Here is a 16,011-nt window from a genome sequence, read left to right on the forward strand (position 1 = left end):
TGATAATCTTGCTAATATTATCATCTCATTTATATCAACTTTTCAGTAACGAGGCTGTACTTGCATATATTCGCAAATTTGAAAGCAACGACATCAACCTACCTATCGGTTGAACAAGTCGAACTCATTGAGCATGCTTATTTAGTCGCGCGGGAAGCGCACCTACCTCAAAAAAGAAGCACAGGTGAACCTTATATTATTCACCCTGTTGCCGTTGCTGAAATTCTGGCTGATATGCGTCTTGATCACAAAACCATTATGGCAGCCCTGCTCCACGATGTGATTGAAGATACGCCAACGACTCAAGAAGACCTTGCTTCATTATTTGGCAATACAGTTGCTGAATTAGTCGAAGGTGTTTCTAAGCTTGATAAGTTAAAATTCCGCGATCGCAAAGAAGCGCAAGCAGAAAATTTCCGTAAAATGTTCATGGCAATGGTACAAGACATTCGCGTTATCTTAATCAAACTCGCTGATCGTACGCACAACATGCGTACCCTAGGCGCATTAAGACCAGACAAACGCCGTCGTATTGCCAGCGAAACATTAGAAATTTTCGCGCCGATTGCTAACCGCCTTGGTATTCATAATATTAAAAATGAATTAGAGGAACTTGGGTTAGAGGCTATGTACCCAATGCGTTACCGTATTCTGACCGAATCGGTAAAATCTGCGCGTGGTAATCGCAAAGAAGTCATGTCAAACATCCGTCAAGAAATAGAAGGCCGCTTAAAAGAAGCAGGCGTACCAGCGGAAACCCATGGTCGTGAAAAGCTGATCTTTAGTATCTACAATAAGATGAAAAAGAAACGTGTTCAATTCCATGAAGTTGTTGATATTTATGCATTCAGAATTATCGTTGACGATCTTGATACCTGCTATCGCGTACTCGGTCAAATGCACAGTTTGTATAAGCCGAAGATAACGCGCTTTAAAGATTACATCGCCATTCCAAAAACCAATGGCTATCAATCCCTGCATACATCACTGGTTGGCCCACACGGCGTGCCTCTGGAAATTCAAATCCGAACTAAAGATATGGATCTGATGGCTGACCGTGGTGTTGCTGCACATTGGTCATATAAGCAAGGCGCAGACAAGATTAATACCAACGCCCAATTACGTGCGCAAAAATGGATGCAAAGCTTACTGGAATTACAACAAAGTGCAGGTTCGTCGTTTGAATTTATTGAAAGTGTAAAAACGGATCTGTTCCCTGATGAAATTTATGTATTCACGCCGAAAGGTAAGATCATTGAATTGCCGCGTGGTGCCACACCTGTCGACGTCGCTTACTCTATCCATACCGATGTTGGCCATACTTGTGTTGGTGCACGTGTAAACCGTCAACCACATGCACTCAGTCAGCCCTTGAAAAATGGTCAAACAGTGGAAATCATTACCGCACCGGGTGCTCGCCCAAATGCGGCATGGTTAAACTTTATTGTCACCGGAAGAGCACGTGGTCGCGTTCGTCAGCAATTGAAAAATATGCGTACCGAAGATTCTATTATTTTAGGTCGTCGCCTCTTAAATCATGCCCTTAATGGCGTGAAGATAGAAGACATTGCCCCTGAGAATTTAACTCAAGTACTCGCTGATACCAAATGTGAAACCCTCGACGATTTACTTATCGAAGTTGGTTTAGGCAATATCATGAGTATTTTAGTCGCGCGTCGTTTACAAGGTCGAGTGGATGAATTGACCGATCTAGCACCGCGTTCGGAAGAGCAAGACAAAATGCCAATTAAAGGCGCAGAAGGTATGTTGGTGAGTTTTGCTAACTGCTGTCACCCAATTCCAGGTGATCCGATTGTTGCGCACTTAAGTCCAGGTAAAGGCTTAGTGGTACATATTGAAACTTGTCGTAATATTCATGGTTATCAAAATGAGCCGGATCGTTATATTCCAGTTGAATGGGATGACAATATTGACTCAAGCCAAGAGTTTAAAACCGAGATCCGTATTCAAGTGGTTAATCACCAAGGTGTGTTAGCGAAACTAACGAATACCGTGGCATCAAGTGGCGCCAATATTCACAATATCGTCACCGATGAAAAAGATGCGCGCGTTTATAACGTCGATATTCTCATTACCGCGAAAAACCGTAAACATGTCGCCGATGTCATGAAGAAAATCCGTACCCTGCAAGATGTATTGAAAATATCACGCAGCTACAACTAAGCAGTGTCATCGCGAACGACGATTAATCGCGATGACACTCATCGCCAAGGCCTTATTTCCATCAATGCCTTGGCGATATATTTATCACTCGACTCTCTCAAACCCAGTCAAGCTAACAGCAGATACTCGCATTAGCCGATTATTTGGGTATAATACCTCGCCAATTAAATCTTATAGAGTAAGACCATGACCCCAGAACGTTTAGAACGCATTACTAAAATGCTACAACACCGCCAACCAGATTTAACAGTTTGTATGGAAGCAGTACATAAACCACATAACCTTGCTGCAGTAGTAAGAACCTGTGATGCTGTTGGTGTCAACAATGTTCACGCGGTATGGTCAGTACGCCCAACAAAAGTATCTGGTGGCACTGCGACTGGCAGCCAAAACTGGGTAAAAGTACACTCTCACGATAACATTGCAGAAGCAATTAAAGCGCTAAAATCGCAGGGTATGCAAGTGCTTGCAACAAACCTGTCGGATAATGCCGTTGATTTCCGTGAAATTGATTACACCAAACCAACCGCCATTTTAATGGGTCAGGAAAAAACAGGTATCAGTGCAGAAGCATTAGCGCTAGCTGATCAAGATATCATCATCCCAATGGTTGGCATGGTACAATCATTAAATGTATCTGTAGCAACAGCGACGATCTTATATGAAGCACAGCGTCAACGTGACAATGCAGGCATGTATCAAGGCGAAAGTAGACTGTCAGCAGAAGAACAACATAAGATATATTTTGAAGGTGGTCACCCTATCTTCGCAAAAGCATGTAAACGTAAAGGTTTAGCTTACCCTGAATTAGATGAAGAAGGCCAAATTGTGGCTGACGAATCTTGGTGGGATGCACTGCGTAGCGCGAACTAAGCAGTAAAATATAGCTTTGTATTTAACCTCTAAATGCAAAGCTAGTCCAATCTACATTGCAGTGGCTTGAGTATAAATCTTCTGATAATATATGTTTATATGTACAGTAGATTATTGAGTAATTATGCGATTAGATAAGATCCCGGTTATCGAATTAAAAGGTGTCGGCGCTAAAATGGCCGAAAAATTAGCGAAACTGAACCTAGTGACCGTTCAGGATGTGCTTTTTCACCTACCAAGTCGATACCAAGATCGTACCACCATCTATCCAATCCAAGACCTACTGCCCGGTCTACACGGTACTATCGAAGGCGAAATAGTCAGTTGCGATGTCACCTTTGGCAAACGCAAGATCATGTCTTGTAAAGTAAACGACGGCACAGGCATCATCACGCTATTGTTTTTTCACTTTAATGCCGGACAAAAAAACAGTTTTAATGTGGGTAAAACCATAACCGCGTTTGGCGAATTTCGTCGTGGTCGCTTTGGTTATGAAATTGTCCACCCTGAATATAAACTCGCGAATGCAAGCACCTCAGAGATGAGCGAAGAAACGCTGACCCCCGTTTATCCTTCAACTGATGGTTTAAAACAGCTAACGCTGCGTAACCTAACCGACCAAGCTCTGCAGCACCTCAGCCAAACCACATTACAAGAATTACTACCGGCTGGCCTTTATACTGGTCAAATTGAATTAAACCATGCCATCCAATTATTACATCGACCAACACCCGATGTGTCCCTTGAGCTATTAGAGCAAGGTCAACATCCGGCGCAACAACGACTGATTATTGAAGAACTGTTGGCGCAAAATATCAGCATGTTGCAACTACGTAAGAAAATGCAGCAACACCCTGCAGTCAAACTACAGCCCAGCAGCAGCATCACCGATCAGTTTTTATCACAATTGCCTTTCACACCAACGAACGCACAACAACGCGTCGTGGCAGAGATTCAACAGGATCTCCAGAAAGCCTATCCCATGATGCGCTTGGTTCAAGGTGATGTAGGATCAGGAAAAACCCTTGTAGCTGCCTTAGCGGCGCTTCAGGCTATCGGTAATGGCTATCAAGTAGCACTAATGGCGCCAACTGAGATACTCGCCGAGCAACACGCCATTAACTTTAAAGCGTGGTTTAATCAACTCGGCATAAAAGTGGGCTGGTTATCAGGTAAACAAAAAGGTAAAGCCCGCGAAGCCGAACTGGAATCGATTGCTAGTGGCGAAACGCAGATGATTGTCGGCACCCATGCTATTTTCCAAGATGCAGTGCATTTTTTAAATTTAACCCTCGTCATCATTGATGAACAACATCGCTTTGGTGTGGAGCAACGTCTTGCGCTACGTGAAAAAGGCGCGGTTAGCGGTTTATACCCACATCAATTATTTATGACTGCAACTCCTATCCCACGTACCTTGGCCATGACCGCTTATGCCGATTTAAATACCTCGGTAATTGATGAATTACCACCAGGGCGAACACCAATCACGACGGTCGTCATGCCCGATAGCAAACGCAGTAAAATCATTGAACGTGTCGAATTAGCGGTTAAAAACGAAGGGCGTCAGGTCTATTGGGTATGTACCTTAATTGAAGAATCGGAAGCACTGGAAGCGCAAGCAGCTGAAGATACCGCCAATGATTTGCAGAAACAATTACCCGACTTACGTATCGGTTTAGTCCATGGCAGAATGAAAGCCATAGAAAAACAATATGTTATGAGCGCATTTAAAAACAAAGAATTGGATTTATTAGTCGCGACGACTGTTATTGAAGTTGGCGTAGATGTACCGAATGCCAGTTTGATGATTATCGAAAATCCAGAGCGCTTGGGTCTGGCGCAATTACATCAATTACGCGGGCGTGTTGGCCGTGGTAAAGTAGCCAGCCATTGTGTACTGCTTTATCACGCCCCACTTTCTGATACTGGCAGTAAGCGTTTATCGGTATTACGAGAAACTACCGATGGCTTTAGGATTGCGCAACGAGATTTAGAGATCCGTGGTCCCGGTGAAATGCTCGGCAGCAAACAAACAGGTATTGCCGACCTAAAAGTGGCTGATTTAGTGCGTGACCAACAACTGATACCTTTGGTACAAAATATTGCCCGCCACTTATTACAACAGCATCCAGATAATGCCCACGCGATCACCCAGCGCTGGATGGCCGACAAAGACATTTACTCTAACGCTTAGCGTAGATCGACGTTAAGTGTTCATCCTCATTACTCGTATTAAGCGCCGACAGGCAGCACTACAAAAGTACCACTAAATACAGCGGCCAATTTAGGTCCACTGTAAACATCAACGTCAATATCCAACTTGGCGTTACGCCCTTCTAGCAACTCAAGCAAGCTACCTTTCATGCGATATTTGTGTGCCACCGCAAACGGCTCAAGATTAATCGGACGCTTATAATGGATATTACCTTTGGCCAGCACAATATTGCCCATTAAGCCCTGTTCTTTCAACATCAACCAGACTAACCCCCAACCCGTTAGTGTCGCTTGGCTATAAATGCTACCAGCAAACATCGTCTCGTGAACGTTAACGTTGGCGTTTAATGGGGCCGAGGTTTCAAATCGCCAACCACTATATTGACGAATATTAATGCCCATGTGCTGACTGATTGGGATCTTCATCGCCCACTCGTTTTGCAGTTCTGCACACCAGTCAGGATGGCGTAATATCTTATCCATCGCGCTGACTTCTTTAATCATCTGACGATGACGAACCCCTTCACTGATTTGGCCACTACCGACTAAAGAAAATCCACATTTTTCATAAAATGGGACAGCTTCAACACGTGCATTCATCACAATACGTTCACTACCGGCTTTATATGCTTCATCTTCCAGTGCTGAAATCAGTAAGCTACCCAAACCCTTTTTACGATAATTTGGATCCACAGCCATATAATGAATTTGCGACTCGTTCACACCCGCAGTATAAATTCGTCCGCAGGCGATAGGCGTACCGGTCTTATCCAAGATCATACGATGTTCACTGTGCTCATCATAAATGTCTTTTTCAGTACCACGTGGACGCTGCAATGGTGCTCTTAACAGCGACCAACGCAAATGATAATAATCCTCTAACTCTTGTTCCGTTTCAGGTACGTGCACGTGAAACATAGTCTCTCCTTGTCTATTATTACCACTCATGGTCTGCTATTTACACCTGCAGCCAAAAAGTAACTGGTCCATCATTGACTAACGACACTTGCATATCAGCGGCAAAACGCCCTGTTGCTGTCGTTATTTCTTTCTGCTGACATAGCCCAACAAAATGTTCATACAAATGATTCGCATCAGCAGGCGTCGCGGCCGTCGAAAAGCTCGGACGCGTGCCAGAATTAGTATCCGCAGCAAGGGTAAATTGCGACACCACTAACAACTCACCGTTAACTTGTTGCACATTCAAATTCATCTTGTCATCGGCATCACTAAACACTCGATAAGCCAGTAATTTCTCACATAAACGTTTTGCTTTGGCTTCAGTATCACCTTTTTCAACGCCGAGGAATACCAGTAAGCCCTGCTCTATTTTACCAATCACTTCATTTTCAACGCTTACATCTGCTTTGCGTACACGTTGGATCAATGCAATCATGCCTTGCCTCAATAATCATTATTAAATATTAATGTTATTGATAATACCGAAATGGCCGAAATTAATCACTGACAAACTCATAATCGATGATCTCAGCCATCAGTTCGGTCGCTTTTCGTAACGCATCTATCATGCCAGGTTCACAATCAAAGTGTCCTGCATAAGGCACGATAAACAACTGTGCGCCTGGTAAACGTTGGCATAACGCATAAGCAGGCCCAAGTGGATTAGAAATATCAAAACGGCCATGCACCATGATCATCGGCACTGTCGCTAATGAATCACAATGTTTAAAAATATAATTATCGCTAATAAAACAGTTTTGGGAAAAGTAATGGCACTGCAATTTAGACATACTTAACGCCACATTCGCATCTATCAAATCTACTTTACTGCGAAATTCAGGGTGGGGATTACCAATCTGCGCCTGCCATTCCACCCACGCTTTTGCTGCTGTCATTTTTTCGATATCGTTATCACTGACGAGCAACTGGCTATACGAGGATAGTAGCGCCGTATAATCATTGCCATTAGCATGGCTCTGTAAATGATTAAAATGCTCAGGAAAGAGCTGCGCAGCACCACCTGAAGCTGAAAATTGCCACGCTAAGTCCTGATTACGCGCTAAGAACACACTGTGTAGTATTAATCCCTGCACCTTATCCCGATATTGCAAACTGTATAATAATGCCAAGGTAGCGCCCCAGCCTTCTCCGAATAATACACAACGTTGGATAGCCAATAGCGTTAGGATCGCATTGATATCCTGCAGCAGGTCTTGCGTCGTATTATCATCAACACAGGCATATGGCTTAGACCCCCCACAACCGCGTTGGTCGAATAAAATAATGCGGTATAGCTTTGGGTCAAATAAGCGTCGGTCATCTTCCATAATGCCCTTACCGGGGCCATCATGAAGAAATATGAGCGGTATGCCGTCCGGATTCCCCACTTCCTCGATATAAAGGCAATGTTGGGGATTCACAGGTAAATAATGTTCAGCATAATGCTGGATGGCAGGGTACAGTCCAATCATCGTCTTCTCAACCTCCCTTTCCCGTAACAAAGAACACAGATGTTGACAGTTGAACTAACATCAGCACCGACAATTCATCGCGTTTGCCGGTTTAAATGGCCTTACTTAGTCAGAACTGTCATCCATGGATAGGTGTTTTCACTGCTGGTTATGTGACTGTTGTTGGCGTTCAGATTCTATTGCTGATTTCATTTTTGGTGCCATTTTTTCCGGCTCTATTTCCGGTACGACTTCCGATTGTAGCGTTTTGAGTTTTAACTGCTCAGTGAACTCGGTTAAGGATGCGGTAATTTCAGCGCCCAACAACACAATTAACCAACACACATAAATCCAAACTAGTAAGATAGGTATAGTTGCTAATGCGCCATAAATCACTTCATAAGAAGGAAATTGTACTAAATACCACGCAAAAATACGCTTGATCGCTTCAAATAATAACGCACTAATACACGCACCAATAAGCGCATAGCGCATAGGTACATGGCGATGTGGGATCACCACGTACATCACAAATAGACCCAGCGTACCAAGTAGAGCAGGTATCAGTTTTAACAGGCTAACAGTCTCTGCGACTTCCGTCATATCAGTGACAAATGACAGCGATAATAAATACGACGAAATACCTAAACTAATCGCAATGAACAGCGGCCCAAACGTTAAGATAAGCCAATATACCGCAAACGATAAAAAAAAACTGCGCTCTATTTTACAGCGCCAAATGTGATTAATGTGCTTATCAATGGTATTAATTAGCAACAATGCCACCATAAATAACGCCCCAGAACCGATAGAAGTCATCTTTCCAGTATTGGCAACAAAGCCTTCGATATGCCCCTGCACAGCACCAGTCGCATTAGGTACTAAGTTGGTATATAAAAAAGATTCTACACTTTGCTGCCATGTTTCAAAAACAGGGAACGCAGACATCACAGAAAACAACACGGTAATTAAAGGGACCAGAGAAAGTAGCGTGGTATAAGCGAGAGAACTGGCGTTTACTGTGATCCGATCATCACTGACACGTTTACCGAAATAACATAGGAAAGCAAAACAAGTTAATAGGCATGACCAGATAACCGTTTTTGTTTTAGCAATGAATACCAACGATTGTCGATAAGGTGAAATAACCACAGGTTCCGTCCTTGGTAATTTGAAGATAAAAAAAAAGGTGATACCTAAGTATCACCTTTTTTCGTAATAGCGCCAAGATTATTAATTCATAATCTGGTTAACTATTATTATTTAGCTGGACGGCCAGCACGTTTACGTTCGTTTTCAGTAAGGAAACGCTTACGGATACGAATGCTTTGTGGTGTAACTTCAACTAATTCGTCATCATCGATGAACTCTAGAGCTTGCTCTAGTGTCATTTTGATTGGCGTAGTTAACGTTTGTGCTTCATCAGTACCAGAAGAACGTACGTTAGTTAGCTGCTTACCTTTCAAGCAGTTAACTGTAAGGTCGTTAGAACGAGAGTGAATACCCACGATTTGACCTTCGTAAACTTCTTGAGCGTGTTCGATGAATAGACGACCACGTTCTTGTAAACCGAATAGAGAGTAAGTTAGTGCCTTACCCATAGCGTTAGATACTAATACACCGTTTTGACGTAGCGCAAAAGAACCGCCTTTATGTGGACCATACTGTAGGAATGTATGGTACATAAGACCAGAACCAGACGTGATAGTCATGAATTCAGTTTGGAAACCGATTAGACCACGGCTAGGAACGATGAAGTCCATACGAATACGGCCTTTACCATCTGGTGCCATATCTGTAAGTTCAGCTTTACGTACACCCATTTTTTCCATTACTGGACCTTGATGCGCTTCTTCAACATCAATAGTAACAGTTTCATATGGTTCTTGAGTTTCGCCATCTTTTTCAATCATGATCACTTCAGGACGAGATACAGCTAGCTCGAAACCTTCACGACGCATGTTTTCAATTAAGATACCTAGGTGAAGTTCACCACGGCCAGAAACTTTAAATTTATCTGGATCGTCAGTTTGTTCAACACGTAATGCAACGTTGTGAACAAGTTCAGCTTCAAGACGTTCAAGGATGTTACGTGAAGTAACAAACTTACCTTCTTTACCACAGAATGGAGAGTTGTTCACTTGGAAAGTCATTGTTACTGTTGGTTCATCAACAGACAATGCAGGTAGTGCTTCAACAGCAGAAGGCGCACAGATAGTATCAGAAATCTTAAGTTGACCTAGACCTGTGATTGCGATGATATCGCCAGCTTGCGCTTCTTCAACTTCGTGACGGTCAAGCCCCATGTAACCAAGTACAGTACCTACTTTACCGTTACGGATATGGCCATCAGCACAAACAACACTAACTTGTTGATTTGGTTTAACAGAACCACGCGTTACACGACCAACACCGATCACGCCAACATATGAGTTGTGATCAAGTTGCGAGATTTGCATTTGGAATGTACCGTCACGATCGCCTTCTGGTGGAGAAACACCGTCAACGATAGCTTGGAATAAAGGTTCCATGTTCTCAGTCGCTTCTTCAGACTCAACGTTAGCCCAACCGTTTAGTGCTGATGCGTAAACAACTTTAAAGTCTAGTTGCTCATCAGTTGCGCCTAGATTATCAAATAGATCGAAGATTTGATCCATTACCCATTCAGGGCGAGAACCAGGCTTATCGATTTTGTTGATAACAACAATTGGCTTAAGACCATGTGCAAATGCTTTTTGTGTTACGAAGCGTGTTTGCGGCATAGGACCATCAACAGCATCAACGATTAAGCAAACACTATCAACCATAGACATAATACGCTCAACTTCACCACCGAAATCGGCGTGTCCAGGAGTGTCTACGATGTTGATACGGTAATCTTTCCATGTAATAGCAGTATTCTTAGCAAGAATTGTAATACCACGTTCTTTTTCAAGATCGTTAGAATCCATTACACGTTCTTCATTACCACCACGTTTCTCTAAAGTACCTGACTGTTCTAATAACTTGTCTACTAAAGTCGTTTTACCGTGGTCAACGTGAGCGATAATCGCAATGTTGCGTAGTTTATCTAGCACTGTGATGCCTCTATATATTTTATATGGGTAAAAATTAGGCGGTATTGTAACCGCCTCGCTGTGATCTACCTAGCAAAATTTTGGCACAGAGTAAAATGATTGCAATTTATTTTATTAAAAAACCGTGCGATGGGCAGTAAACGGGGCTTTAGCACACAAAAATAAATACTTTTTAGTGTGTTCAGAAACGAATCTGTGGTGCTGATATATCCTGTAATTTATCAAAACTATTTGAACACGATTTTACTGGTAATCGTTGAAAATAAACCATAATATCGAACAGAGTAAGAACGAATGTACAACTTGAATGCTCACCAGTGTAGTGCACCAAAGCGGTGCGTCATGCGCACAGAGATAGTGCACATGCCGATCGGAGCACGCGAGGACATGTACATTAAAACATTTAAATCAACAACTTAAATAGTTGGCACATATATGGCATTATTTAGTTTATGATTGTTTACAGTCAACAACTTTAAATGAAGCCATCATATTGATGACACCGGAGGTTATTTTATTATGTCAGCAGAAAGCGTATTAGCTCTAATTAAAGAACAAGACGTTAAATTTGTAGATTTACGTTTTACAGATACTAAAGGTAAAGAGCAGCACGTTTCTCTACCACATCATCAAATTAATGCTGGCTTCTTTGAAGAAGGCAAAATGTTTGATGGTTCATCTATTCAAGGTTGGAAAGGCATCGACGAATCAGATATGGTGCTAATGCCAGATCCGGCAACCGCTGTACTTGACCCGTTCACAGAAGCAACAACACTGAATCTACGTTGTGACGTACTAGAACCTGCAACAATGCAAGGTTATAGCCGTGACCCACGTTCAGTTGCTAAACGTGCGCTTGCATACTTACGTTCAACTGGTATCGCAGATGACGTATTCTTCGGTCCAGAACCTGAATTTTTCCTATTTGATGATGTTAAGTACAAAACTGACATGTCAGGTAGTATGTACAAAATTGACGCTGAAGAAGCTTCTTGGAACTCTGATAAAGAGTACGAAGGCGGCAACATGGGTCACCGTCCAGGCGTTAAAGGTGGTTACTTCCCAGTATCACCAGTTGACTCAGCACAAGACATCCGTAGCGCTATGTGCTTAGTAATGGAAGAAATGGGCTTAACAGTTGAAGCACATCACCATGAAGTAGCAACAGCAGGTCAAAATGAAATCGCAGCACTATTCAACTCTATCGTTGAAAAAGCTGATGAAGTGCAAATCACTAAATACGTTATCCATAATGTTGCGCACGCTTACGGCAAAACAGCAACATTCATGCCGAAGCCATTAGTTGGCGATAACGGTTCAGGTATGCATTGTCACCAATCACTACAGAAAAATGGCGAAAACATTTTTGCTGGTGATCAGTATGGCGGTCTATCTGAAACGGCACTTTATTACATCGGTGGCATCATCAAACATGCTAAAGCAATTAACGCATTTGCTAACCCTGCAACTAACTCGTACAAACGTCTAGTTCCTGGTTTTGAAGCACCGGTAATGCTTGCTTACTCAGCACGTAACCGTTCAGCATCTATCCGTATCCCAATCGTACCGTCAGCAAAAGCGACACGTATTGAAGTACGTTTCCCAGATCCAGCGGCAAACCCATACCTTGCATTCTCAGCAATGTTAATGGCAGGTATCGACGGTATTAAAAACCGTATTCACCCAGGTGATGCAATGGATAAAGATCTATATGACCTGCCTCCAGAAGAAGCAGCTGAGATCCCACAAGTTGCAGCATCACTAGAAGAAGCGCTATCTGCACTAGATACAGATCGTGAATTCTTAATTGCTGGCGATGTTATGGCACACGATACTATCGATGCATACATTGAGCTTAAAGCTGAAGAAGTTGAAAGACTAAACATGACAACTCACCCAGTTGAGTTTGAAATGTACTACAGCGTATAATTTGTTATTAATACAAATTAATCTAATAAAACCCGCTATTTAGCGGGTTTTTCATTTGTTAATTTTATGTAACTAGGTGAGAATAACCATATAAATAAGAAGCAATAGACAGGATGTCGTTATGCAGCACGTTATATTATTAATATTATTACTCACAAGCTACACCAGTGTCGCCGCTATTTATCAATGGACTGATGAACAAGGCGTTACCCACTTTTCGGATGACGAAAGTAAACCTGAATCAGCCACCAAAATTAACGTCAAACTCACACCGCCGTCGATAGGTTCACTAACTCAGTCACGCACACCTGAAGCAAGTACGGCAGCACCGACCATGCCAGATACGCCTTTAACGCCCATGACTATAAGTATCAACAGTCCTACCGATCAACAAACCTTACGCAGTAATAATGGTGAGATTGTCGTATCAGCAGCACTCAGCCAAACGCTGAACTACGGTTTAAATATTCGCTTATTAATTGATGGTCAGATCCATAGCGAGCAAGTTGATAGCCAATTTACTATCAATCATATTCCTATTGGCACACATAAATTACAGTTACAAGTAATTAACAACTTAGGCAAGGTAATTGCATCATCTGAACTAATTACTGTTTATTTACATCGTTTTAAAGCTAATTAACGCATAGCAGCTTTAATTTCGTCACGCTGTGCAGTAGTATTTCAGTAGTAGCACCAAAATGGTGCAGAGCGATAAAAACAGTAATCCTGATAAGGAAATACCATGATCATGATCCCCGAAACACAGCAATCATTGCTCAACAATTTAGTTTCTTCGGTTTTCGTGCTCGATAATGATCTGCATATAAAATATCTCAATCCAGCAGGCGAACAGTTATTGGGATCAAGTGCTAGCCGTGTAAAAGACATGAAAATAACCGATGTTATTGAATACACAACGCTCGACTTGTCATTACTGGCAAGCACGATTAAAACAGGTCAAGGCTTTACCGATAATGAAGTGTCCTTGGTGATTGATGATCGCCAACTATTAGTGGAAATATCGGCAACGCTAACTAACTTTGGTGCTGATACCTGTATTTTGATTGAAGCAAGGCAAATCGATTTACAAAAAAAAATCAGCCAAGAGCTTTATCAGCACGTACAACAGCAAGCGGCGCAAGAACTAGTGCGTGGCTTAGCACACGAGATTAAAAACCCGCTAGGTGGCTTACGTGGCGCAGCGCAATTACTAGAAAAAGAACTGCCAACAGCAGAGTTAAAAGAGTTCACCGGCATTATCATTGAACAAGCTGATCGTTTACGTGCACTCGTAGACCGTTTATTAGGGCCACAGAAACCCGGTAAGCAAACTATTTTAAACATTCACTCTGTCATTGAAAAAGTAAAACAACTCGTCGAATTTGATTTACCGCTAGGCATTACTATCGAACGCGATTACGACCCTTCGATCCCTGATTTTGAGATGGAGCCGGATTTATTACAACAAGCACTACTGAATATTATTAGTAATGCAATTCAAATTCTAAAACAATCCGGTAGTATCAAAATTATTACTCGAACGGCGCATCAAGTGAATATTCAAGGACAGAAATATCGCCTGAGCGCTGAAATTAAGATCATTGATAATGGCCCAGGTATCCCTGAACATATCAGAGACACCTTATTCTATCCGATGGTCACCGCTAGACAAGGTGGCACCGGTCTTGGTCTATCTATTGCACAAAACCTCGTGAAACAGCATAAAGGTAAAATTGAATGTAATAGCTGGCCAGGACACACCGAATTTGCCATCTATCTGCCATTAAGAAAATAAAGGATTAAACTATGACAACAGCAACAGTTTGGATTGTCGATGACGATAGTTCTATCCGCTGGGTACTTGATAAAGCACTAAAATCTGAAGCGTTTAATACCCTTGCATTTGCAGAACCACAGGCTTTATTAAGTAAATTAGAATTCGAACAACCCGATATTATTATTTCTGACATTCGTATGCCGGAAATGACGGGGTTAGAGTTGATGGATAAAATCCACACTATCCACCCAGATCTACCGATCATTATCATGACCGCTCATTCCGATCTCGATAGCGCTGTGAACGCATATCAGGCTGGTGCATTCGAATACTTACCAAAGCCATTTGATATCGATGAAGCAGTCTCTTTAGCGATACGTGCAGTCACCCATGCCAGGGAACAGTCAAAGCATCGTCGAAGGAATAATAAAGTTGCTCCCGTGACTGAAATGATTGGCGAAGCGCCTGCCATGCAGGAAGTCTTCCGTGCGATTGGACGCTTATCTCGTTCATCAATCAGTGTATTGATTAATGGTGAATCAGGTACAGGTAAAGAACTCGTCGCCCAGGCATTACACAAGCATAGCCCGCGGGTAAATAATGAGTTTATCGCCTTGAATATGGCTGCCATCCCAAAAGACTTAATTGAATCAGAATTGTTTGGTCATGAAAAAGGGGCTTTTACCGGTGCCGCAAACGTCCGTAATGGGCGATTTGAACAAGCTAATGGCGGCACCCTATTTTTAGATGAGATTGGTGATATGCCGATCGATATTCAAACTCGGCTATTACGGGTACTATCCGATGGCCAGTTTTATCGTGTCGGTGGCCATTCACCAGTGAGTGTTGATGTGCGTATCATTGCCGCAACCCATCAGAACTTAGAACAAAAAGTCGCTGATGGTAGTTTCCGTGAAGATTTATTTCATCGCTTAAACGTGATCCGAATTCACATCCCTTCTCTGAATGAGCGTCGTGAAGATATCCCTAAATTAGCCAATCATTTTTTAATTAGAGCGGGTAAAGAATTAAGCGTCGAGACCAAGATTCTCAGCAAGGAAGCCCAAACTTACTTAGCCAATCATCATTGGTCTGGTAATGTGCGTCAACTTGAAAATATTTGCCGTTGGTTAACAGTAATGGCCAGTGGCCAAGAAATTTTCATTGATGATTTGCCACCCGAGATCACCAATGAACAGCCCGTAAAATCAAATAACAATGGCGCAGAGTTTGGCGATTGGCGTAGTCAATTAAAGACCTGGACAGCGCAACAATTAGCATCAGGACAAAGCGATATTCTTGCAGAGGCCATGCCCGATTTTGAACGTATTATGCTGCAAACAGCATTAGAATATACCCAAGGGCATAAGCAAGATGCAGCAAAACTATTAGGCTGGGGTCGTAATACTCTGACGCGAAAATTAAAAGAACTGGATATTAATTAATACGCATTAGTCATATTGTTACTCCACATCATCATCAGCCAATCTTGTCATCAGTACATGAACTGATGATGATGTATCTAAAGAAAAATCAATCG

Annotated in this window: 12 protein-coding genes; 7 read left to right on the forward strand and 5 right to left on the reverse strand. The window is 42.4% G+C overall.

The annotated features are described in order from the left end of the window. The first annotated feature begins 60 nt into the window (after positions 1–60). The 3 genes from spoT to recG all read left to right on the forward strand — a co-directional run bounded on the left by spoT (position 61) and on the right by recG (position 5,254). Positions 61–2,184 (forward strand): bifunctional GTP diphosphokinase/guanosine-3',5'-bis pyrophosphate 3'-pyrophosphohydrolase, encoded by a 2,124-nt coding sequence (gene spoT / locus FR932_RS17190; protein WP_019441234.1) that lies wholly within the window; start codon positions 61–63, stop codon positions 2,182–2,184. A gap of 186 nt (positions 2,185–2,370) precedes the next feature. Then, the gene (trmH, locus tag FR932_RS17195) at positions 2,371–3,057 is read left to right on the forward strand and encodes a tRNA (guanosine(18)-2'-O)-methyltransferase TrmH (RefSeq protein ID WP_019441235.1); all 687 of its coding nucleotides are present in this window, start codon (positions 2,371–2,373) and stop codon (positions 3,055–3,057) included. Positions 3,058–3,181: 124 nt separating this feature from the next. Continuing rightward, complete coding sequence (gene recG / locus FR932_RS17200; RefSeq protein WP_019441236.1) at positions 3,182–5,254, forward strand: ATP-dependent DNA helicase RecG; 2,073 nt, start codon at positions 3,182–3,184, stop codon at positions 5,252–5,254. A gap of 38 nt (positions 5,255–5,292) precedes the next feature. Here the strand turns inward: recG and FR932_RS17205 are convergent, their stop codons facing one another. The 5 genes from FR932_RS17205 to typA form a co-directional block, all read right to left on the reverse strand. Beyond that, positions 5,293–6,192, reverse strand: a complete 900-nt coding sequence (locus FR932_RS17205) for a bifunctional GNAT family N-acetyltransferase/hotdog fold thioesterase (protein WP_019441237.1) — start codon at positions 6,190–6,192, stop codon at positions 5,293–5,295. Positions 6,193–6,232: 40 nt separating this feature from the next. Then, on the reverse strand, positions 6,233–6,670 hold the full coding sequence (gene dtd / locus FR932_RS17210) for a D-aminoacyl-tRNA deacylase (RefSeq protein ID WP_019441238.1): 438 nt from the start codon (positions 6,668–6,670) through the stop codon (positions 6,233–6,235). A 61-nt stretch (positions 6,671–6,731) separates the two neighbouring features. Further along, positions 6,732–7,706, reverse strand: coding sequence for a prolyl aminopeptidase (pip, locus tag FR932_RS17215; protein WP_019441239.1), 975 nt, complete (start codon positions 7,704–7,706; stop codon positions 6,732–6,734). A 138-nt stretch (positions 7,707–7,844) separates the two neighbouring features. Beyond that, positions 7,845–8,837, reverse strand: a complete 993-nt coding sequence (locus FR932_RS17220; RefSeq protein ID WP_019441240.1) for a virulence factor BrkB family protein — start codon at positions 8,835–8,837, stop codon at positions 7,845–7,847. A gap of 107 nt (positions 8,838–8,944) precedes the next feature. Beyond that, positions 8,945–10,762, reverse strand: coding sequence for a translational GTPase TypA (gene typA, locus FR932_RS17225; protein ID WP_019441241.1), 1,818 nt, complete (start codon positions 10,760–10,762; stop codon positions 8,945–8,947). Positions 10,763–11,281: 519 nt separating this feature from the next. Here typA and glnA point away from each other — a divergent pair. The 4 genes from glnA to glnG all read left to right on the forward strand — a co-directional run bounded on the left by glnA (position 11,282) and on the right by glnG (position 15,916). Then, complete coding sequence (gene glnA / locus FR932_RS17230) at positions 11,282–12,691, forward strand: glutamate--ammonia ligase (RefSeq protein WP_019441242.1); 1,410 nt, start codon at positions 11,282–11,284, stop codon at positions 12,689–12,691. Between the two features lie 121 nt (positions 12,692–12,812). Then, a complete protein-coding gene (locus FR932_RS17235) occupies positions 12,813–13,334 on the forward strand; it encodes a DUF4124 domain-containing protein (protein ID WP_019441243.1) in 522 nt (173 codons plus the stop codon). 102 nt (positions 13,335–13,436) lie between these two features. Further along, positions 13,437–14,489 carry a nitrogen regulation protein NR(II) gene (gene glnL / locus FR932_RS17240; RefSeq protein WP_019441244.1) on the forward strand — a complete coding sequence of 351 codons (1,053 nt, stop codon included), beginning with the start codon at positions 13,437–13,439 and terminating at the stop codon, positions 14,487–14,489. A gap of 11 nt (positions 14,490–14,500) precedes the next feature. Next, positions 14,501–15,916, forward strand: coding sequence for a nitrogen regulation protein NR(I) (gene glnG, locus FR932_RS17245; protein ID WP_019441245.1), 1,416 nt, complete (start codon positions 14,501–14,503; stop codon positions 15,914–15,916). Positions 15,917–16,011: the final 95 nt, after the last annotated feature.

The sequence above is a fragment of the Moritella marina ATCC 15381 genome (assembly GCF_008931805.1).
Taxonomy (GTDB): domain Bacteria; phylum Pseudomonadota; class Gammaproteobacteria; order Enterobacterales; family Moritellaceae; genus Moritella; species Moritella marina.